Origin of the sequence: Bradyrhizobium sp. DN3 (assembly GCF_041357655.1) — a bacterium.
GTDB lineage: Bacteria > Pseudomonadota > Alphaproteobacteria > Rhizobiales > Xanthobacteraceae > Bradyrhizobium.
In genome coordinates this window covers 21,739-43,061 of the sequence record NZ_JAULLN010000034.1, presented here as the reverse complement: position 1 = coordinate 43,061, position 21,323 = coordinate 21,739, and the positions used below count along the sequence as shown (strand labels likewise).

Below are 21,323 nucleotides of genomic sequence, written 5' to 3'. Positions count from 1 at the left end.
TGTCGTCCTGTAGGCCTTAGAGAAAGGACGGATCATCCTTCGAGTCGGCGCCTTAGGCAAGCGCGGCCTTCGACCTTCGGCGCACGAATGAATCGCAAAAGGCTCCACCGGTGGGAAGCGCGAGCGGCTCGAACGCCACCGCGGTGTGGGCGGCGAAGCTCGGCATGAATCGCAAAGCTCGACGCTGAAGAATGACGAGATCGGGGGGCCTTCTATCTACAACGAGCCGCTCGGATCCGGTCGCAGCGACGTCACCGCCATTGGCCGGAGAGTTGTCGTCGTGCGTGCGTTCGTGAAGAAAACGCAAAAGACTCCGCGGGCGGAAATCGAACTCGCGTTACGGAGAGCAAATGAGATCGCATGATGATCTCGTTCGAACAATTGAGCGATTTTTGCCCCCGCGCGAGTGGGCGCAACTGGAAAGGACATCACATGACAATCCCGTTCGAGAAGCTCAAGGCTCGTCTTCTTGCGAACCCGAAGGTCAGGGCCGAGTACGATGCGCTCGCCCCGGAATTCGAGATCGCCGCTGAATTGCTCAGGGCTCGCTTGCGGGCCGGTTTCTCACAGTCCGAGCTAGCTGCTCGAATGGGCACCAGCCAATCTACGATCGCCCGACTTGAAAGCGGACAAACCCTGCCGAGCACAAAGACACTTTTGCGCTATGCAGAGGCGACCGGCAGCAAGTTCCGCGTACGACTATCGGCAGCCTGATGCAGCGTCTGCGCGCATGCGATCGAGGCGATTCTGACTCACGTCGCGCCTGCGCTCGCGTGGCGGTGAAACGAACGGCGATATATCCCCTGGCTCACCCCGTCTTCGTCCCCGTGATGACGGCGAGCGCCTCGACGAAGCGGTCGAGATCGGCTTCATCGGTAAAGAGCGCCGGCGTCACACGGATGCACTGACCCTTGGCGACGCCGGCCCGGCGCACCGTCAGGATCTTGTAGTCGTCCCTGAGCTTCGCGACGATGGCGTCGTTGTCGGCCTTGCTGGTCCTGTCGGCGAGGCGGAAGGACGTGATCGCGCCGTATGAGCCGACTTCGTCCGGCGTCAGGATCTCGATGTCCCTGAAGCCACGCGCGCGACTCACCCAGTAATCGCGCAGATGCCGCAGGCGGGCTTGCTTCGCCGCTGCGCCGATCTGCTGATGTAGCGCCACGGCCGTGGGCACTGTCAGCACCGTCGCGAAATTGACCGTGCCGGTATGCACCCGCGAGCGGATGTCGGTCTCAGGAAAATCCTCGTCACCCATGTCGCGGTCGATGGCGGCGAGACGGTCCTTCCTGATGTAGAGGAAGCCCACGCCGACCGGCGCGCCGATCCATTTGTGCAGATTGAAGCCGACGAAATCGACATCGAGCTCACCCACCCTGAAGTCGATCTGACCCCAGGAATGGGCGGCGTCGACGATAACGTCAATGCCCTTGGCTTTGGCCATGCGGGCGATCTCGGCGATCGGCATGACGAAGCCGGTGCGATGGCTGACATGGGTGAGGAGGAGAAGTCTTGTATTCGGGTTCGCCTCGATAGCGCGGGCATAGGCGTCGAGCACGGCCTGGCGGGTGGCGGGCTCGGGCACATCGAACTTGATCACGTCGACGCCGCGGCGCGCCTTCAGCGCGTTCATCGCATACTGCATCGAGTCATAGTCGAGGTCGGCATAGAGCACGCCGTCGCCGGGCTTCAGCCTATTGTAGCCGCCGATGAGAAGCTGCAGCGCTTCGGTCGCGCCACGGGTGAGCGCGATCTCCTCGGGCAGCGCGCCGACCGCCTCCGCCACCTTGGCGCGCACGGCCTCGAAATCCGCACCCGCGCGCTGCCGCGCGTAGTAGGTGTTCTGATAATTGACCATGTCGGTTTGGCGAATGAACTCGCGCCTCACCGGCTCGGCCATGATGCCCCAATAGCCGTTCTCCAGATTGACGACTTCAGGCGTCACGGCATAGAGCCCCTTCACGGCCGTCCAATTGGCCTTGTCGGTGGCTATGGCGAGGGCCGAACCGGCTGGCTGTGCCGGAAGGCCTTCAGCCGCCATCGCCGGTGCGGCCAGCGACGTTACCGCTGCGGCCGCGAGGCCCTTCAGGATCGACCGGCGGTCAGACGACATTGTCTCAATCAGATGCATATCAGCCTCCACGATGCGCGGCGAAGGGAGCAGCGATCGATAGAGCGCGAATGACGGAGCGATGACAATTCGATGATGCCCGGCCCGCCGGTTACACGCCGACCATTGTCTCGTCGATCGCGTGCTGCGCCGATGGCGGCAAGCCGCTGCGAGCGATCTTGAACCGAAGGTCAGGCTGCCGCCCGCCGGAATGGGCGATGCCCATGCAGGCAAGAGCCGCGACGGCGACCATTTCCGGTGCAAATGACCGGCGGCCACGCTCAGCTGATGTTCAGAAGGATGCGCCCCGACTTGCCGCTGCGCATCAGATCCAGCGCGTCGTTGATGTCATCGAGCGCGAACTCGTCGGTGACGATGCCGCGGTAACTGACCTTGCCGGCTTCGTCGAGGCGAACGAGACGCGGGATATCGCGCGCCGGCTGGCATTGCCCGCCTTCCGAGCCCTTCAGCACCTTCTCGAAATGGAGCGGCAGCGTGTAGATCTCAACCTTGTCACGGGGAACACCGACCAGGATGCAGCGGCCCTTCTTGGCAGTGATCTCGTAGGCGAGCTCGATCAACCGGCTGACGCCGGTGGTCTCGACCACCTTGTCGGCTCCGTCAGTACCGGTGATGGCCTGGACCTCGGCGGCGAGATCCTTCACCGCGTCGGAGTTGATGGTGTGGGTGGCGCCGAACTGCCGGGCCATCTCGAGCTTGTTGTCGAGGCGGTCGATCGCAACGACCGGATAGGCGCCGACCATCGCGGCAAATTGCACGATGTTCAAGCCGACGCCGCCGACGCCGAACACGACGACGGCTTCGCCGATGGCGACCTGCGCATCGTTGTTGACGACGCCGAGCGCGGTCGTCACCGCGCAGCCGAGCAGCGGCGCGCTCTTGCGATCGATCGAGGCCGGAACGGGCGTGACGCGATTTTCCGACACCACGGCATATTCGTTGAACGTGGTGACCCAGCCCGCGTTGAGGCGCTTGCCGCGCCAGGAATAGACCGGCGTATTGGACTGGATGCCCTTGCCCGGCCGCCAATGCATGACGACGGTGTCGCCCTGCTTGCAGGAGACGACGCCGGGTCCGGTCTCGACGATGGTCGCCAGCGCTTCGTGCCCCAACAGATGCGGCAGGAACTTGTCGACGCCCTTGACGGCGTCGATCTCGTTGATCTGTGCCCCGCAGATGCTCGACGTGTGCACGTGCGCAAGCACCTGGCCGTGCTCGAGCGTATCAGGCAGGGTAAACTCGTCGACGATCAGCGGCTTGCCGGACTCGACGAGAATCGCCGCCTTGGCTGTCTTGATATCCATGAGCAGCGTCCGGTCACTCGAAATAGATGAATTCGTAATCGCCGGTGTAGCCGAGCTTGCCGTAGAGCCAGATCCATTCCGACGTGTGCAGGATGGACTCCGCCGTCAGTGCCCAGCATTCGAGATTGTGCAGCTCGGCGACGTTGCGGTAGCCCTCGACCATGACGTATTTGTTCTTGCCGACCCGCTCGATCTCCTTGAGCGCCGCCTCGAGCTCATAGAGCCGGAGATTGTGCAGGGTGCCGAGCGAGATGACGAGGTCGAAACTGTCGTCGCCATAGGGATAGACGTCCTGGGCGCGATAATTGAACAGATACGGTTTCACCTGCTCGTGCGCTTGTGCGAGGCCGTGTTTGGAGATGTCGAAGCCGACCACCTTCAAGCCCGGCAGGATCTTCTGCATCTCGTAGAGCAGAAAGCCCTTGCCGCAGCCGACGTCGAGCACGCTGGACCCATCCTTGAGACCATAGGTCTCGATCAGCGCCTTGGCGACCGGCGCCCAGCGGCCCTCGATGAAGCGGTAGCCGCCATAGCCGAAACGGCGATCACCATCCCAATAATCGGCCTCGTATTCCCGCGCCTTCAGCGAGCAGGCGATCTTGTCGTCGTTCATGCGGCCCATGTAGTCGCGCTTGGTCGCCGTATGCAGCGGCGTCACGATATTCAGGAGTCGTCCCATTGAGCCCTCGGATTCCAACACGCGCTGAGATTGTCTCGACCGGCCTTTGGAGCCTTGCGCCGCGACCTGCGACTCGGCCTAGCATTTGTGCCGAAGACCATCATTGTTTCAGATCAATGATGTGGACATCCGTAGCCGCAACCGCACGCGTGTCCGAGCCTCGCCTTTGTTTGGGATGCGAGGTCGGGCGAACCTTGATTCCACGCGCCGCCGCGGTATACGTTCCCACCATGATGTTCATGTCCACATTCTTCCCGCTGATCTGAACGACTGACGTCGTTCCGGCGCATCCGCGCCAATCAGATCAAACGGCTGCGCTTGATGCGCAGCCGAACGGAGAATGTGCAATGCCCAAGACCGAGCAGGCTGGCCTGACGCCCCGTCAGGTCCAGAACTTCATCGACGACGGTTTCATCAAGATCGAACATGCCTTCAGCGCCCAGCTTGCAAAGCGGTGCAGGGACGAGCTGTGGGCGGATATTGGCCTGTCGCCGGACGAACCCGAACACTGGACCAAACCCGTTATCCGGGTGGGCGCCAAGGCTTCGCCCCCATTCACTGAAGCCGCGAACGGGCCGTCCCTGCACAAAGCCTACGATCAACTCGCGGGCGAAGGGCGCTGGCTTGCGCCCAGGGCTCTCGGAACCTTTCCGATCCGCTTCCCTTCCGCGGAATCCCCCGGTGATGACGGCTGGCATGTGGACATGAGCTTTGGCACCGCCACTCCGGATTTCATGGAGTGGCGTGCCAATGTGAAAAGCAACGGACGTGCGCTGCTGATGCTCTTCCTGTTCTCGGATGTCGGCCCGGATGATGCGCCCACGAGGATACGGAAAGGCTCGCATGCCACCATCGCGCGGGAGCTGCTGCCCTATGGCGACGCAGGCGCGACGCTCCGGCAGCTCTCTGCCGAGGACTACGCCTCGACCGCAGATTGCGAGGTCGAACTGGCGACCGGTGCGGCCGGCGGCGTCTATCTGTGCCATCCGTTCCTTGTTCATGCCGCGCAACCCCACCGGGGGAAGCGGCCGCGCTTCATGGCACAGCCTCCGCTGCTGCCGAAGGTCGAGTTTGATCCGGCGTTGCCACCTTCGCCGGTTCAGATCGCCATCCGGCAGGCGTGTGGGTTGGCGTTGTAGTCGGACAAGATCCGGGACCGCTGGGGCGGCTGATGTTCCGGTTGCTCCCGGCGTTTCACGGGGCAACGGGTTGACGGGCCGAATGCTGAGCCCCGTGGCACAGGTGTTTGCCGATTGCATTCGCGAAATTGCCAAGCCGCTTGCCCGCAACTGAGGGCACGCATGATGACAGCGGCGAAATCGTACTGAAGCGCGCGAAATCGGAAAATGGCGTGCCGTTCAGGACAAAACAACGAACTCATACATAATTGAAATTGCATGTGATTTTTCCTGTCCAGGCGTTCGACCGCCGTTGGCGCAGACTTCGGGTCCCACCCGCTGTCGTCAAGAAAATTCAACACACCTCACGACAGCGTGCACCTTTCGCTCTTGGAACGTAGTATGTTGCCGGAAGCCGTCGACGCTTCGAGACCGAGACTTTCGCGTGGCACTCGATCGCGGCGCTCGAAGAGATGCACTCCAGAATCAAGCTGATGATCGCGGCAGCGGTCGGACGGCGCGGCAAATGGAGGACACGATGGTGTGGCGTGACGACAAGGCCCGGGCAACCCTGATCCGCGATGCAGCAGGCAGCGTGCCAGCAGGCAAGAGCCCCCGGGCCTTTGCCGAGCCTCTGTTCGGCTACACCAATGCCGAGGATCTCGCCAATTACGATGCAGCCTCGCTTGCTCTCCTGGCGGAGCAAGCCTGGGAGCACGTGCAGCGGCGCACGGCCGGCCGCGCCGATATCCGCGTCTTCAATCCGGTGCTGCCCGACGGGCGCGAGATTTCCGTGCTCGAAATTCTCAACGACAACATGCCTTTCCTGTTCGACTCCACCATGGCGGAGCTCATCGAGCAGGGCATCGAAGTCACCCTTGTCGCTCATCCGATCATCGCCGTGGAGCGCGATGACCAGGGCAAGCTGCTGCGCTTCTACGGCGAATCACTGCCGGAGGGAGCAAAGGGCACGCGCGAAAGCCTGATTCATCTCCACATCACTCGCCTGGACGCCGATGCGGATCGCAAGAAGCTGATCGAGGGCCTCACCAGCACGTTGAACGACGTCCGCGCCTGCGTCACCGACTGGCGCGCCATGCGCGACCGCGTCGAGGAAGCGATCAAAACTTTCTCTTCCAATCCGCCGCCGCTGCCGATCGACGAGGTCGCCGAAGCAAGCCAGTTCCTGCAATGGCTCTGCGCGGACAATTTCACCTTCCTCGGCGTGCGTGAATATCGCTTCTCGTCCGACAGCGATGCGTCCGACGACATTACAACCGGCGAAGGCCTCGGCATCTTGCGCGATCCCGACGTGAAGGTGCTGCGCCGCGGCACGGAAATGGTGGTGATGACGACGGAAATTCGCGAGTTCATGCGCGAGCCGACGCTGCTGATCGTCATCAAGGCCAATGTCTCCAGCCGCGTCCATCGTCGCATCCGGATGGATTATGTGGGTATCAAGCTCTATACGCCCGACGGTCGGCTCGAGGGCGAACTGCGCGTCGTCGGCCTTTTCACCTCCGGCGCCTATACCCGTTCGGTACGACAGATCCCCTATGTGCGCCACAAAGTTTCGGGGGTGCTCCAGCGCGCGGGCTTCGACCCGAGCGGCCATTCCGGCAAAGCGCTCATGCATATTCTCGAAGACTATCCACGTGACGAACTATTCCAGATCGACGTCGACACTCTGAACAATTTCGTCATCGAGGTCCTGATCCTCTACGAGCGCCCCCGCGTCCGGGCGCTGGCGCGCGTCGACAAGTTTGATCGCTTCGTATCCGTCCTCACCTTCATTCCACGCGACAAGTACGACACCAATGTGCGCACGCGTGTCGGCGCCTTCCTGGCGCAGGCCTACAAGGGGACCCTGTCGGCCTCCTACGTAGCATTCCCTGAGGGGGCGCTTGCGCGCGTCCACTACATCATCGGGCGCTATGAAGGCAAAACTCCCCTCGTCGAACGCGCCGCGCTCGAAGCCGGAATCAGCGCCATTGCCGCGACCTGGGCCGACAAGCTGAAGGCCGCGCTCACTGCGTCGACCGATGGCATGCGGGCACGCATGCTCGCCAATCGCTATGCCCAGGCCTTTAGCGGCGGCTATACCGAGGTATTCACGGCAGAACAGGCGATCGCCGATATCGCGACCATCGAGAAGCTCACGCCGGCGCGCCCGGTAACGATTTCCGTTCACCGCTTCGGAGGCGAGGGCAATCCCAGGCGCTTCGGCCTCAAAGTTTTCTCGGACGCCGCACCGCTGTCGCTGTCCTACCGCGTGCCGGTGATCGAAAATCACGGCCTGCGCGTGGTCAACGAACGCACCTATCAGATCGTGCCCGGTAACCGGCCCGCCCCGGTCTGGCTGCACGACATGACGATCGACACCAGCGACGGCCAGCCGATCGAGATCAGCCCGGACTTCAGCCATCGCCTAGAAGCCTCGATCATGGCAGTGGTCACCGACCGCGCCGAATCCGACGGGTACAATGCCTTGATCCTGCGCACGGCCCTGGGCTGGCGGGAAGTCTCGACCATCCGGGCGCTGTCCCGCTATTTGCACCAGATCCGTGCCCCATTCACCCAGGACTATATGTGGGAGACCTTGCGCAAGAACGCCGCGATCACGGCCAACCTCGTCGCACTGTTCCAGGTTAGCCGCGATCCGCATCTTATCCTTACCGATCGCGAACGTTCAGCGCGCGAGGCAACTCTCCTTGCCGAGATCGAGGAGCAGCTCAAATCCGTCGCCTCGCTCGACGAAGACCGCATCCTGCGCCGCTTCACCAATCTGGTGCAGGCAACCGTTCGCACCAATCTGTGGCAGATCGGCGAGGATGGACATCCGCGTCCGGTGATCTCCTTCAAGTTCGAGGCGCGCCGGATCGACGACTTGCCCGCTCCACGACCTCTCTACGAGATCTTCGTCTATTCACCTCGTGTCGAAGGTATCCACCTGCGCTTCGGCAAGGTTGCGCGCGGTGGCTTGCGCTGGTCCGATCGGCCGCAGGATTTCCGCACCGAAATCCTCGGCCTGGTGAAAGCGCAGCAGGTCAAGAACGCCGTGATCGTGCCGGTCGGGGCCAAAGGCGGCTTCGTACCCAAGCGCCTGCCACCGCCCTCCGATCGCGAGGCGTGGCTAGCGGAGGGCACGGAAGCCTATCGCATCTTCGTTCGTTCGCTGCTCGAACTCACCGACAATCTCGGCGGCGACATCGTGGTGCCGCCCGACCTGACCGTGCGGCATGACGGTGACGACCCCTATCTCGTCGTAGCCGCCGACAAGGGCACCGCCACCTTCTCCGACGTCGCCAACGCGATCTCGGCCGAGAAGAACCATTGGCTCGGCGATGCCTTCGCATCCGGCGGCAGCCAGGGTTACGATCACAAGAAGATGGGGATCACGGCGCGCGGCGCCTGGGAGGCGGTCAAGCGCCACTTCCGCGAGCTCGGCACCGACATTCAGACCACGCCGTTCACCGTTGCCGGCGTCGGCGACATGTCCGGCGACGTCTTCGGCAACGGCATGCTGCTCTCGCCGACGACGAGGCTCGTCGCGGCTTTCGATCATCGCGACATCTTCATCGATCCCTCGCCCGATCCGGCGATCAGCTTCCATGAGCGTAAGCGTCTGTTCGACCTGCCGCGGTCGAGTTGGCAGGACTACAACAAGTCGCTGATCTCGCAAGGCGGCGGCGTGTTCTCGCGCTCGCTCAAGGCGATCCCGCTCGCTCCGGAAGTGCGCACACTGCTGGATCTCGCTAAACCGCAGGCGACGCCGTTCGAGGTGATGACGGCAATCCTGAAAGCGCGCGTGGACTTGCTGTGGTTTGGCGGCATCGGCACCTATATTCGCGCGTCGGCGGAGAGCGACGATCAGGTTGGGGACCGCGCCAACGATCCGATCCGCGTCGCGGGTGGCGACGTGCGCGCGCGGGTGATCGGCGAAGGCGCCAACCTCGGCGTCACCCAGCGTGGCCGCATTGAAGCGGCGCAGAAGGGCGTCAAGCTCAACACCGACGCTATCGACAATTCGGCCGGCGTGAACACGTCCGACGTCGAGGTCAATATCAAGATCGCGCTGGCGCGCCCCGAGCGCGAGGGACGCCTCAGCTTCGCTGACCGCAACAGCCTGCTTGCCGCAATGACCGACGAAGTCGGTACGCTGGTGCTGCGCAACAACTATCTGCAGACGCTGGCGCTCTCGCTCGCCGAGCGCAGGGGCGTGGCCGAGGCCGGCTTCCTCGCCCGCCTGATACAGTCGCTCGAGCAGCGCGGCTTGCTCAGCCGCGCGGTGGAGTACTTGCCCGACGACGCAGCGCTCACCGAGCGCACCCGGCGCGGCCAGTCCCTGACGCGGCCCGAGCTTGCGGTGCTGCTCGCCTACGCCAAACTGACCCTCTACGATGACCTGCTCGTCACCAGCGTGCCCGATGATCCCTATCTTGCCCGCGAGTTGTCCCAGTATTTTCCGCGCGAGATTCAGGACAAGTTCCCGACAGCGGCCGAACTGCATCGTCTGCGGCGGGAGATCATCGCGACCAGCCTCGCCAATGCGGTGATCAACCGCGGCGGCCCGGCCTGTGTCGTACGCCTGATCGACGAGACGGACGCCGATATCCCGACCATCGTCATGGCCTACGTGGCGGTCGATGAATGCTACGGTCTGAAGGGGCTCAATGATGCGATCGATGCACTCGACGCCTGCATCGACGGGCAGGTGCAGCTGTCCCTCTACGCTTCCGTGCAGGACCTCCTGCTCTCGCGCATGGTCTGGTACGTGCGCAATGTCGATTTCAAGGGCGGGCTGGAGGCCGTGGTCGCGCGCTTCGGCCCGGCGATCCGCCAGATTGTCGCCGCGCTCGACACTACCCTGCCGCCGGACTTGCAGGCCGCACGCGCCAAGCGTCGGCAGGACCTGACCGACGCTGGCGTCCCGGCCGGCCTTGCCGGCGAGCTCGCCGATCTCGACGCCCTGGTCTCGGCACCCGATATCGTGACGGTCGCCGAGCGCACCACCCGCCCCATTGGCGACGCCGCCGCGACCTTCTTTGCCGCCGAGGCGAATTTCCGTCTCGACCGCATCATCGCCGCCGCGCGCCACGTGCCGGCAAACGACTATTTCGAACGTATAGCCATCGATCGCGCCGTTGAGCAGATCGCTGGCGCCGAAAGAAGACTGGCCGCGGATATGCTGGCGACCGGCCAGTCCGGCCAGCAGGCCGTCGAGACCTGGCTCGCGGCTCACCCCCAAGCGACGCGCATCCGCAGCTCGGTCGAGGAGATTGCTGCCAGCGGCCTGACGCTCGCCAAGCTGACGGTGGCGGCGAACCTGCTGGGGGACTTGGTCAAGGCCTGAGGGCGTAGCGAGGCAGCGATGTGAAAGGGTCAATGCTGGGCAGGTTGTCAGCCGGCGAATGGAGGCATCCAATGATCCACGCTACTTGCCATACAGCCGATAATGTCCGCTGCATCGAGTTCGATGCCACACCCTGGTTCAGCGAGACTGACGCTCCGAGCATTATCGACTTGGCCCAACGAGGATGGGCCAGTACCGCGATTGCAGATTCCCTCGAGGGCCGACGTGGATACGAACGGCTGCACGACCTCGTTGAGTATGCGGCGAAGCGACTGCAATCAGAATCCCTGGAGGACCCGACCTGGGAAACCTTCGAGTGCGTCGTCGACGGACCGGAGGCCGTGGCCTGGCTCGAGAAGAACCGACCCGACGTGGTGACAAGGATCCGGTAAGCCACGCAAAGCGCTGCAACGGCGGCGCTTGATTTTTGCGATTGCAAACGAAAGAGATGGCGCTCCCTGGGGACGGGTCAGAAGCGAGTGATTTCAGTGGACTAAAGAAACGTTTGGGCAGCAACAGCCTTATTGCTTTCCAAAGCGTTTTAGCATGGCTGCCCAAACGTGTCCTAAAGGCGATGAAAGCCGCGCCTCGTCGCCAATACTGCAGACTCACCGGCGACGACGGCAGTTGAGCACCTCACCGCGCCTCCTACCGCCAGGCACGGTCGCTACGACTGCAAATCAATCCAGGCGCAAAGCTTCACTCATCCAATTTCTTGTTCAGTTCAGGATCGAGCTTGGTCCGGTCGACAGACTGATAGAACGTGATAGGTCTGCATTTTCCGTCGAAATCCGCGAGGACGACGGCCGTCCACGGACTCGTGGTCTCGCCCGAACCGTCGCGGGAGTCCGGCATGACCTTGCGAGCAGCGACCACATACCAAGCGCGACCAGCCGTTGCCGCCTTCGCAGCCGCAGCGAACTCATCCAATATTCCGCGCAGATTTTTGCGCATCTCTTCTTCAGTGTCCCCGCGGAGGTATTTTCGAGACGACTTTCCCGCCTCCCCGTACTCATGCTGAATGTTCAACTGCAGTCGGGCATCGTCCACTTCGATCTTGGTCACCCGTGTCACCGCTCCGCCTTCGCGAAGATAATCCCGCACCCGGACGTCGCAGGCCAAAAATCTGTCCGTGGGTGGCTGAGCGACGCTAGCTGCAGGGGAGACTGCGGCAAGTGTCCGGCTGTGCTTTTTCGAGGAGCAGCGTCCGCAGGCATCGTGGCGATGGCGGCGCTGAGGAGCGCCACGGCAAGCACGACTGGAAGAGAGGCATTCATGAGTGCGCTGCCAATTCGGTCTTTCTAAAACGCACGGGCCTCGGCATTGGTTCCGCGGCGAGGCCAAGTCGGAGCAATCATGAAGGACCGAAGAAGCGGGCGGCGGGCTCCTCAGGAACTTTTTCCTCAACACAGTCTTGTTTGTTATTGTTCTACGACCTTGCGGAGGCGGCTTTTTCGACCGTCGGCCGGTCATGGACTCGATACTCATCAAGATCTTCGCCACGGCGCTTGCCTTCAGCCAGGTCACTACCCGGCCGGATGGGATCAAGACGGAGTTCGATGCGGTGCGCGACCGCTTCGAGGTGGCGGAGCTTTTGAGTGCCGGCTGCGCCCACATGCGCAAGGCTTTCGACATCGAGGACATCAACCTGGACGATCTGATTGCCACTGCCATGGATGACAAGGAGGCGTTGAGCAGCGAGATCAAGGCGCTCAAAGGACTGAATCTGGCCGACCTCCAGGTGGCCTATAGGCAGTTCTGCAAGGTCGAAAACGTGGAAGACTCTCCGGTCGATCTCGGTCAGGTCATCACCTTCTACAACAGCGCGGTCAAGGATCTGCCCGACGCGGCGCAGCTTGAGCACCTCAGGCTTTCTGGCACCAGCGAAGTCCTCGACAACAAGGGCGAGCAGCTTGCTGAGATTTACGCGCCTAACAACCGCCGCATCTCGGTCAAGCTTGCGGATATCCCGGAAGCGGTACGCAACGCATTTATCGCCGCCGAGGACAAGCGCTTCTTCCAACACGCCGGCATTGACGAGCGCGGACTGGTCCGCGCCTTCATCGGCAACTTCACGCACCCGGGCCGGCCGCAGGGAGGCTCGACCATTACGCAGCAGGTCGCCAAGAACCTGCTGGTTGGTAACGACATCACTTACGAAAGAAAACTGCGTGAAATGATCGTTGCCTCGCGGATGGAGCGCGCCCTGACCAAGGCGGAAATCCTCGAGCTCTATCTCAACTCGATTTATCTCGGTCGCGGAGCCTGGGGCATCGAGATGGCGGCGCGCAGCTATTTCGGCAAACCGGCCAAGGCGCTCTCCGCCGTCGAGGGCGCCCTCCTCGCCGGGCTCGCCAAGGGACCGAACTACTTCAACCCCGACCACCACCCCGAGCGCGCGCGCGAGCGCCTTGCCTACGTGCTCGGCCGCATGCAGGACGACGCCATGATCGACGACGCCGCGGCGAAAGCAGTATTGCCGCAGCTGGCGGAGTACCGGCCGACGCGACGGGACTTCGGCTTTCACTTCGTCGATCACATCGCCCGCGAGGCGAAGTTAGTCGCAGGCCTTGATACTCTCACCAACGCCTCCTACACGGTGCGCTCGACCATCAACTCGGCCTTGCAGCGCGTAGTCGAAGCGACATTGCAGGAGGGCCTCGCGCGGTACGAGCTGAATACCGGCCGCTACAAATTTGAGGGACCCGAGGCGAACATTTCCGATGCCGTCCGTCGCATTGCGGCAGACCTGAAGGCCACGGAACCGGCTTGGCTCGCGGCGTTGAAGGCGACACGGCTACCTCTCTACGACGTTCACTGGGACTCGGCGGTCGTCCTGGAGAATGCGCGTGGCAAGCGTGGCCACGCGATCAACGTCGGCCTGACCGACGGAAGAATCCTGCCGCTGAACACCTGGAGCGCCGCGATCCAGCGCGGCCTCAAGCCGTACGATGTGGTCTACGTGCAACTGCGCGAAGCCAAGGGCAAGGAAGCGGCGCGTGCCGATCTGCGTATTCGACCGAACGTGCAGGGAGCGGCACTCGTACTCGGGAACGAAACCGGCCGCATTCTCGCGATGGCGGGCGGCTTTTCGTATCCGGCAAGCCAGCTCAACCGCGTCGTCCAGAGCCAGCGCCAACCCGGCTCCACCTTGAAGCCGCTGACCTATCTCGCCGCCCTTCGCAAGGGATTGCAGCCCAACACGCTGGTGATGGACGAACCCATTACGCTGACACCGATCGGCGCGACGGTCCACGCGCGCCGGGGCGATTTCTGGTCGCCGAAGAACTATGACGGCGGCGCTCTGGGTGCCATTACACTGCGGCGTGCGCTGGAAAACTCCCGCAATCTCGCCACCGTGCAACTGCTCGCGTCCGGTCTCGACGACAGTGCCGAGCGAGGCCTCGACCGGGTCTGCGAGCTAGCGATGGAAGCGCAGCTCTACAAGGACTGCATGCGCTACTACCCGTTCGTGCTCGGTGCCCAAACCGTGCGGCTCATCGACCTTGCGGCGTTCTATGCAGCGATCGCCAACGAGGGCGCCCGGCCCCGGCCCCATGCGATCGAAACGATCGAACAGGACGGCCGACCAATCTACCGGCACGATCCGCGTGCGGTGGACTGGATCGGCTCGGCCGACCGCGCATCGTTTTACCAGTTGAAATCAATGCTGCAGGGCGTGCTCGCGCGCGGAACCGCGCGTGTGGTGAAGCATCTTTCGCCCTTTGTCGGCGGCAAGACTGGTACCACTGATAATGCGGTCGACGCCTGGTTCGTCGGCTTCACAAATGACGTTACCATCGCGATCTGGGTCGGCTACGACAACAGCGATGGCGGGCGCCGCTCCCTTGGCAGCGGCCAAACCGGATCAAAAGTGGCGCTGCCGATGTTCGAGCCGATCGTGCAGGCGGCCTGGGAGCTGCACGCTCCCAAGATGGCATTGAACGGCCCTTCGCGCGAAGCACTGCGTCAGCTCGTTCCCCTGTCGATCGATCCCCATACCGGCGATCCTTCACCGCCCGGCTCCGGCCGCGCTTTCACCGAGTATCTCAAGAGAGATCCGTCGGGTAGAATCGATGATACGCAATTTCGGATCGTCTCGCGTGCAGAAAGCTACGCCCATCGTGGCGGTCGTGACGAAGACGACGGGCCATTCCAGCAGTGGTCCTACGACAACCGCCATTACGGCGATAACCGGTTGCCCTTTCCATTCCCGACCTGGCGTCTTGGTCCGCGCGAATATCCGTCCTGGCGCGGACCTCCCGATGACGAGGACCGCCTCCCGCGACCGCCGCTCCGAGTCGATCCCGATTATTTCTGGCGGCGCCTGAATTGAGCATTGACCCATGAGACTTCACCGTGTCGCAGTCCTCATCGCCGCCTGCGTGGCCGCTTGCACAGGTGCGGTCGCGCAGGAATTCCAGCTGGAGGACGTGCCCGCCGTCGCCAGCATTCCGATCGCACAGATCAAACCGCGCACCGTCGTCTTCGCGGACCAACGCAACGACAAACTCGCCGATTCTTCGACCGAGCTCATTCCTTTCGACGATTGGGCCCGCTCACGTCCGGTTCAGCGGCGCTTCCTCTCGCTCTTCCCGAGCTTCGTTGAGCCCACGCTCAATCAGCAAACGAAGCTGAAGCTCTCGGTCTACCAGGCGGAGGCCCGGTTTCGACTTCCAAAACCGGCAGCGGCATTGGATCTGGCGCGGTATGCGAATGTCGCGTTCCTCGAGCAGATCGATCCGGCAGTCAAGCACTGGCCGATCACGGCGGCCGATGATGTTCCCGGCAAAGACGCGGGCGCCGCGCAGAACCGTCCGCCGGATCGCCGCTGGTGCGAGGACGCGAACGCGATCTGCGTGCGGTCCCGCTACGTGTTCGAAGGGAAAATTCCGGCGGGCATTCAGCTTGCCAACAAGCTGCGCGAGGAGAGCAAAAAGCCGATTCCGGATTTCATCGAGTTCCTGAGTGAGATCATGTTGGTCACGCAGCCGCGCCTTGCCGAGCTGCCGACCCTGACAGGCCTCGACTCCACAGTCACCAGCGCGCTCGAGCAGAACATCTTTTGGGTGAACCAGGTCATCCAGTTCGGCAAGCTGCTTGCGGTTCTGCAACAGCATCCGACTGAGCGGGAAGCCGCCATCGCAACGGTCTACATCCTGATTGCGGTCAGGAACGACGTGCTCAACAAGCAAAGGGAATACAGCAATACACCCGTTCTGCGAAACCTCGTGCCCGCGCAACTGCTCATGGGCAAGAGCTCCTTCAACAGCGGCGATTCGCTGAGCGCCGGCCTGCCGAAATACGCCAGAAGCCGCATCAAGGCGATCGCCAACATGATGGAGCGGGAATGAGTAGATCGTGTGCGGCAACGACAAATCGCGTTTGCAGTCGACAGGTATCTGAGAAACTCCGAAGAACTGGCAAACAGTCTCCGAGCCACGGCAAGACTCTGATGCCCTATCCGGCTGAGCTACGGGCGCGTTTTCGCGAACAGCGACGGCGGACGTGGCCCGCGACGCCTCGGTTCGGACCCTGACTTCAGGCGGGGTCGTTTGCGGAGCCCAGGTCGGGACGAATGCCGTAGCGGCGCAGCTTGGCATAGACGGTGCTCTTGGCGAGACCGAGCGCGGACGCGGCGGCTGCCACATGACCGTTGCATGAGCGCAGCGTGCGCGCGATGAGATCGCGCTCGGAAGATTCGGCGAGCGACAGGCCCTGGTCGTCTCCGGCACGCAATTCCGTCTGGGGGATGACGTCGGGCAGATTCGAAACTTCGATCACGTCCCCGTCCCCGGTCAACATCAGGCTTTCGACCAGATTACGCAGCTCGCGCACGTTACCGGGCCAGTCATAACCTTGCAGGCGCGCAAGCGCCTGCGGCGTGAAACTGCGATCGCCGAGGCCATAGCGCGTCCTTGCCTGAGCAACGAAGTGTTCGACCAGCATCGGAATGTCATCCGGCCGCTCCTTCAAGGGAGGCACGACGACCGGGACCACCGCCAGCCTGTAGTAGAGATCCTTGCGGAAGCGCCGTTCATTGACCTCGATTTGCAGCTCGCGGTTCGTTGCAGCGACGAGCCTGAAGTCCACCCTGCGCGTCGTGGTCTCGCCGATGCGGTTGATCTCGCCGCTTTCCAGCGCCCGCAGCAACATGGGCTGGAGGTCGAGCGGCAATTCGCCGATCTCGTCGAGGAAAAGAGTTCCGCCTGAAGCGGCTTCGATCTTTCCAGCGGAGCCGCCGCGACGCGCGCCGGTGAAAGCACCCTCCACATAGCCGAACAGCTCGCTGGCGAGCAGCTCGCGCGAGACGCTGCCGCAATTGACGACGACGAAGGGACGTTCGCGCCGAGGCGATGCCGCATGGATGCCTTGGGCAAATATCTCCTTGCCGACGCCGGTCTCACCAAGGAGCAGGACGGGCGCGGAGGTCGCGGCGACGCGACGGCACGTCTCGACCACCGCATGCATCCTCGCATTGCCGTGGACGACGCTTGCGAATGCATGCGTCCCTTCGCGCGCAAGCGGCAGGCACGTCCTGCTCGCGGCCACCGGCTTTGGCGCGACCATGACCGTGCCGAGATGTTCACCCTGGTAGACCACCGGCCGCAGCCACTCCTCCTTGATCCAGGCCGGGCGTGACGTACCCCAGGGACGGTCATCGCTGGTCCCGATCTGAGGAAAGTCAGGCTGGCCCCGTGGCGCGCCGAGGTCGCGCATGATCTGCGCCATCTCGCCGTTGGCCTTGAACGGGCGCCCGGCACTATCGAACAGCACCGTGTGGTGGCGGTCCGCGGCAGGCACCATCCAGAAGCACTGATCAAGAAGCCGGTAGCGGGCGTCCATCTCCATCTGAAGCAGATGTGCCTCGATGCGCGCGGCCGCCGAGATCGCCAGTGCGAGAGCCTGCCGCCCGTAGGAATCGGACAGCCCGGAAATGTCGATGGCCCCGATGACTGCGCCGTCGATGGGATCGCGGATGACGGAGGCCGAGCAGGTCCAGCGCTGAATCCCGGAGCAGAAATGCTCGGTGGCATGGACCTGGATAGCCTGGCCGGTCTGCAGCGCCGTGCCGATCGCGTTGGTGCCGCAAGTCGCCTCACTCCAATTGCTGCCGGGCAACAGATGCGTCTTCTCCACGGCATTGCGCAGCGCGAGCCTGGTATCGCCTTCCAGGCGCAACACGATGCCATCGGCATCGGTCAGCACCATCACCGTGCCGGTTTCGAGCATGTAGTCGCGCGCCAGCGCCATGGTCGAAGCGCCGGCGTGGACCAGGCGGGTGCGCTTGTCGAGCAGGCGGTGCAGCCGGTCGTCGTTCATCGGTAGAGGCGCCTGGCTGCGCCGATAGTCCACGGCCGATTGTTGGCTCCGCCGCCAGGACTCGTTGATCGCGGGCCGAACGACCTGCCCGCCGGCGCCGCTCCCGGACATGAAGCGCTCCCAGCTGGTCAGGACGGCGCGTTCAATGCCTGGATTGGCAAAGGCTTCCTCTGGCGTCTGCCCCAACACGCTTCCTCCTTTGACGCGCTGAGCGGTCCAAGATCTTCTTGTTGTTGGGGGACCCCAAGCTTTATTGCCTGATTTTGAAACCATTCCATGCCGAGACGCAACTGACAACCGGATCAGGGCGCAACTTAGGCGCGCCTCCGACCACACTGCGAAAGCCGTGAAGCCGAAAGGCGCGCCGAATGCCCTAACCTGACAACGCGCTTACGCGGCCTTGCGCCGGTGCAGGGCGTCGTAGAACGCGGTCTCGAAACGCATATATCCGGTGAACGAATCCGGATCGCCGAACGGCAGGATCTGGGTTGCCCAGTAGCCGCCGAAGCCATTCTGCCGGTCGATCCAGTAGAACAGGTTTGCCAGGCCCGCCCAGCCGAGCGCACCCGCGGGGCGGCCCGTCGGTGCGTCCTCGTCATTGACCATGAACGTGAACGCCCACGATTTCGATTGTCCCGGGAAGAACTCGGCATCGTTGGAGAGCGACTTGATCACGCCCGGCAGCGCCGTCACCTTGAGATCGCCGAGGTGGTTCCTTTCCGCCATCTTCACGGTCTCCGCTTTCAGCACGCGGCCGTGTGGGCCATTGCCGTCGTTCAACCACATCCGGATGAACCGCATGTAGTCTCCGACCGTGCTGTAGAGGCCGTGGCCGCCCATATGGACCTCGGGGCTCGCCGGCAACTCGAAATCCATCGGCGCGAGCGAGCCGTCGGCGTTGCGGGCGTGCACGCCGGCGAGCTTGCTGCGGACGGCATCGTTGATCTCGAACGTCGTGTTCGCCATTCCGAGCGGCTTGAAGATGCGCTCGGCGAAGACCTCGCCCAGCCGTTTGCCGGTAATGCCCTCGACGACCTGCCCCACCCAATCGATGTTCGTTCCGTACTCCCACTTCGAGCCGGGATCGAACAGTAGCGGCGTCATGAGTGAGGCCTTTGACGAGGTGATCACGCTCGGCTGTCCGTGCTCGGTCGCCAGGCGCAAATAGTTTTCGTTGAAGAAATCGTAGCCGAAGCCGCCGATGTGCAGCAGCAGCATGCGCGTGGTCAGCTCGCGCTTCGGCGCCCGCAGCCTGGGCTGGCCCTTGGCGTCGAAGCCGTCGATCACCTGCAGCTTGCCGAGATCGGGCGCATATGTCTTGGCGGGAGCATCGAGATCGAGCCGGCCCTCTTCGATCAGCTGAAGTGCGGCGGTGCCGGTCATTGCCTTGGTGGTCGAGAAGATGGCGAAGCTCGAATCGGTCGTCATCGCCTCCGGCTTGTCGGTCCGACGCTTGCCTGCGGCGCCTTCGTAGATGTTGCCGTTGCGATCCGTCACCATGGCGACGACGCCCGGCACACCGTTCCCGTTCGCGACGGTCTCATTGAGGATTGCGTCGGCGTCGACAGTGAATTCCTTGCGCATATGTTTCTCCGTTCTGTGTTGGCGAGATGCAAAAAGCGAGGCCGCGCTCACGCGACGGATCGCGCGGCCCTGTTTGCGGTGCTTATTGCTTGGCGAAGCCCTGGTAGCCGGCGGCGGCGACTTCATCGCACTTCTTGCGATAGGTCCCGACGCCGCCGATGTAGGACAGCAGTCGGCGCGGCTTGCCCTCGACGTTGGAGCCCATGTACCAGGAGTGAGTCTTGGTCACGAGAGTCGCGCTCGCGATCTCGTCGTGATGGGCGACCCAGGCATCCTGCGCTTCCCGCGTCGGCTCGATGACGCTCAGCTCGTTCTTGCGCAGATAGCCAATGCAGTCGCTGATCCACTCGACCTGCTGTTGAAGACACGTCGTCATGTTGCACAGGGCGGTGGAGGGTGCCAGCGGCGCTCCGGTCGTGAACATGTTGGGATAGCCATGGACCTGCAACCCCATGGTGGTACGGATATCGCGGCTCCATTCGTCCTTCAGCGAACGGCCGTCGCGGCCGCGGATGTCGATGCGGGTAAGCGCGCCCGAGCCGGCGTCGAAGCCGGTCGCGAGGATGATGACGTCGAAATTGTACGTCGTCCCATCAGCAAGCTCGAGGCCTGCGGGCGTGATCCGCCTGATCGGATTGTCCTTGACGCTCACCAGCTCGACATTCGGCTGATGATACGCTTCGAGATAGTTGGTCTCGAGCGGAACGCGATGCGTCCCGAAGCCGTAGTCGGTTGGAATCAGAGTCTCGCACAGTTTCGGATCCTTGAGTCGCGCGCGCATCTTCCTGCGGACGAATTCGGAGATTTCCTCGCTGACGTCCTCCTCGAAGAACATCTCTGCGAACGAGGCGAGCCACAGCCGCAGCGAGCCCTCGTCCCAGATCTTCTCCAGCACTGCATGGCGTTGCTCGCTGGTCAGGTCCTTCCAGTTGCCGTTGGTGAAGTCGTACTCGAAGCCGGTGAAGCTATGGGGAAGCGTCTCGCGGAACTCCTTGAAGCGCGCTTTGTAGGCCTCGACCTCCTTCGGGCCGTATTTCGGATTCTTCATCGGGATGATGTATTGCGGCGTGCGCACGAACACCTTCAGGCTGCCGACCTCGCTTGCGATGGTCTGGATCACCTGGATGCCGGTCGCCCCGTTACCGACGACGCCGACGCGCTTGCCGGCAAGATCGAGCTCCTGCTTCGGCCAGCGGCCGGTGTGAACGAGCTTGCCCTTGAACGTCTCCTGTCCGGGAAACACGGATGTCAGTGGCGCCGACAGCATGCCGGTGCACGTGATCAGGAATTGCGTGTCAATGACCTCGCCGCTGTCGGTCGTGATCGTCCAGCGCTGCGTCGCCTCATTGTAGACGGCGGAGGTGATCGTCGTGCTGAAGCGGATGTCCTTACGCAGGTCGAGCTTGTCGGCAACATAATTGAGCCAGCGTTCGATCTCGGGTTGGCCGGGGAAACGTTCGCTCCAGCTCCAGCCTTTGTAGAGCTCTTCGGAGAACAGATACTGGTAGATGTAGGCCTCGGAGTCGAAGCGCGCGCCAGGATAGCGATTCCAGTACCACGTTCCACCGACACCGGTTGCCGCGTCGAACGCCTTGACCTTGAGACCCAGCTCGTCGCGCAGCTTGTAGAGCTGGTAAAGGCCAGCTACGCCCGTACCGATGACCACCGCGTCGAGACTCTCGTGTCGACGTGCGGAGTTGGTCTTGTTCCCACTCATGCATTCCTCCCAATCTCGCTTGTTGTCCTCCCCCCGCCGCAAGGCGTGAGATGCGAGTGGGAAACGCAGATTGTGTGCCAGCCCCGATGCGCGGCTCTAAGCACTTGCGATGATTGA

Annotated in this window: 14 protein-coding genes and 1 pseudogene; 8 read left to right on the top strand and 7 right to left on the bottom strand. The window is 62.9% G+C overall.

The window, feature by feature from the left end:
* Positions 1-122 precede the first annotated feature (122 nt).
* From AAE027_RS34370 to AAE027_RS34360, 3 genes and pseudogenes are all read left to right on the top strand, one after another.
* Positions 123-273: pseudogene (locus tag AAE027_RS34370) on the top strand (LLM class flavin-dependent oxidoreductase); the annotation flags it as partial.
* 7 nt (positions 274-280) lie between these two features.
* Positions 281-364: a type II toxin-antitoxin system RelE/ParE family toxin gene (locus tag AAE027_RS34365; RefSeq protein WP_370989234.1), complete on the top strand. Its 84-nt coding sequence runs from the start codon at positions 281-283 to the stop codon at positions 362-364.
* Complete coding sequence (locus AAE027_RS34360) at positions 361-714, top strand: helix-turn-helix domain-containing protein (protein ID WP_349524968.1); 354 nt, start codon at positions 361-363, stop codon at positions 712-714. Before AAE027_RS34365 ends, AAE027_RS34360 begins: the two co-directional genes overlap by 4 nt.
* Positions 715-808: 94 nt before the next feature.
* On the opposite strand, the gene AAE027_RS34355 is transcribed toward AAE027_RS34360, so the two are convergent.
* The 3 genes from AAE027_RS34355 to AAE027_RS34345 all read right to left on the bottom strand — a co-directional run bounded on the left by AAE027_RS34355 (position 809) and on the right by AAE027_RS34345 (position 4,111).
* Entirely contained in the window at positions 809-2,128 is a 1,320-nt protein-coding gene (locus tag AAE027_RS34355) for an aminotransferase class V-fold PLP-dependent enzyme (protein ID WP_370989118.1), read from the bottom strand.
* Between the two features lie 260 nt (positions 2,129-2,388).
* Positions 2,389-3,432 (bottom strand): zinc-binding dehydrogenase, encoded by a 1,044-nt coding sequence (locus AAE027_RS34350; protein WP_370989117.1) that lies wholly within the window; start codon positions 3,430-3,432, stop codon positions 2,389-2,391.
* A 13-nt stretch (positions 3,433-3,445) separates the two neighbouring features.
* Positions 3,446-4,111, bottom strand: a complete 666-nt coding sequence (locus AAE027_RS34345; RefSeq protein ID WP_370989116.1) for a class I SAM-dependent methyltransferase — start codon at positions 4,109-4,111, stop codon at positions 3,446-3,448.
* A 347-nt stretch (positions 4,112-4,458) separates the two neighbouring features.
* Between AAE027_RS34345 and AAE027_RS34340 the strand changes: the two genes are divergently transcribed.
* The 3 genes from AAE027_RS34340 to AAE027_RS34330 all read left to right on the top strand — a co-directional run bounded on the left by AAE027_RS34340 (position 4,459) and on the right by AAE027_RS34330 (position 10,974).
* Entirely contained in the window at positions 4,459-5,250 is a 792-nt protein-coding gene (locus AAE027_RS34340; protein ID WP_370989115.1) for a phytanoyl-CoA dioxygenase family protein, read from the top strand.
* A 505-nt stretch (positions 5,251-5,755) separates the two neighbouring features.
* Entirely contained in the window at positions 5,756-10,582 is a 4,827-nt protein-coding gene (locus AAE027_RS34335; RefSeq protein WP_370989233.1) for an NAD-glutamate dehydrogenase, read from the top strand.
* A gap of 71 nt (positions 10,583-10,653) precedes the next feature.
* Positions 10,654-10,974 (top strand): hypothetical protein, encoded by a 321-nt coding sequence (locus tag AAE027_RS34330; RefSeq protein ID WP_370989114.1) that lies wholly within the window; start codon positions 10,654-10,656, stop codon positions 10,972-10,974.
* A gap of 307 nt (positions 10,975-11,281) precedes the next feature.
* Here AAE027_RS34330 and AAE027_RS34325 read toward each other — a convergent pair whose 3' ends face one another.
* Entirely contained in the window at positions 11,282-11,647 is a 366-nt protein-coding gene (locus tag AAE027_RS34325; protein ID WP_370989113.1) for a hypothetical protein, read from the bottom strand.
* A gap of 406 nt (positions 11,648-12,053) precedes the next feature.
* On the opposite strand from AAE027_RS34325, the gene AAE027_RS34320 reads away from it, so the two are divergent.
* Both AAE027_RS34320 and AAE027_RS34315 read left to right on the top strand, forming a co-directional pair.
* Complete coding sequence (locus AAE027_RS34320) at positions 12,054-14,918, top strand: penicillin-binding protein 1A (RefSeq protein WP_479714259.1); 2,865 nt, start codon at positions 12,054-12,056, stop codon at positions 14,916-14,918.
* Positions 14,919-15,015: 97 nt separating this feature from the next.
* Positions 15,016-15,936, top strand: a complete 921-nt coding sequence (locus AAE027_RS34315; protein WP_370989111.1) for a hypothetical protein — start codon at positions 15,016-15,018, stop codon at positions 15,934-15,936.
* A gap of 187 nt (positions 15,937-16,123) precedes the next feature.
* Here the strand turns inward: AAE027_RS34315 and AAE027_RS34310 are convergent, their stop codons facing one another.
* The 3 genes from AAE027_RS34310 to AAE027_RS34300 form a co-directional block, all read right to left on the bottom strand.
* Positions 16,124-18,094, bottom strand: a complete 1,971-nt coding sequence (locus AAE027_RS34310; protein WP_370989110.1) for a sigma-54-dependent Fis family transcriptional regulator — start codon at positions 18,092-18,094, stop codon at positions 16,124-16,126.
* 201 nt (positions 18,095-18,295) lie between these two features.
* Positions 18,296-19,489: a methyl acetate hydrolase AcmB gene (gene acmB / locus AAE027_RS34305; protein ID WP_370989109.1), complete on the bottom strand. Its 1,194-nt coding sequence runs from the start codon at positions 19,487-19,489 to the stop codon at positions 18,296-18,298.
* A gap of 82 nt (positions 19,490-19,571) precedes the next feature.
* Positions 19,572-21,206, bottom strand: coding sequence for a flavin-containing monooxygenase (locus tag AAE027_RS34300; RefSeq protein ID WP_370989108.1), 1,635 nt, complete (start codon positions 21,204-21,206; stop codon positions 19,572-19,574).
* Between the last annotated feature and the right edge of the window lie 117 nt (positions 21,207-21,323).

Bases quoted from the DNA above. Each gene is read 5' to 3' on its own strand.
- AAE027_RS34360 (WP_349524968.1), top strand. From the start codon at position 361: ATGATGATCTCGTTCGAACAATTGAGCGATTTTTGCCCCCGCGCGAGT.
- AAE027_RS34355 (WP_370989118.1), bottom strand. From the start codon at position 2,128: ATGCATCTGATTGAGACAATGTCGTCTGACCGCCGGTCGATCCTGAAG.
- AAE027_RS34350 (WP_370989117.1), bottom strand. From the start codon at position 3,432: ATGGATATCAAGACAGCCAAGGCGGCGATTCTCGTCGAGTCCGGCAAG.
- AAE027_RS34345 (WP_370989116.1), bottom strand. From the start codon at position 4,111: ATGGGACGACTCCTGAATATCGTGACGCCGCTGCATACGGCGACCAAG.
- AAE027_RS34340 (WP_370989115.1), top strand. From the start codon at position 4,459: ATGCCCAAGACCGAGCAGGCTGGCCTGACGCCCCGTCAGGTCCAGAAC.
- AAE027_RS34335 (WP_370989233.1), top strand. From the start codon at position 5,756: ATGGAGGACACGATGGTGTGGCGTGACGACAAGGCCCGGGCAACCCTG.
- AAE027_RS34330 (WP_370989114.1), top strand. From the start codon at position 10,654: ATGATCCACGCTACTTGCCATACAGCCGATAATGTCCGCTGCATCGAG.
- AAE027_RS34320 (WP_479714259.1), top strand. From the start codon at position 12,054: ATGGACTCGATACTCATCAAGATCTTCGCCACGGCGCTTGCCTTCAGC.
- acmB (WP_370989109.1), bottom strand. From the start codon at position 19,489: ATGCGCAAGGAATTCACTGTCGACGCCGACGCAATCCTCAATGAGACC.
- AAE027_RS34300 (WP_370989108.1), bottom strand. From the start codon at position 21,206: ATGAGTGGGAACAAGACCAACTCCGCACGTCGACACGAGAGTCTCGAC.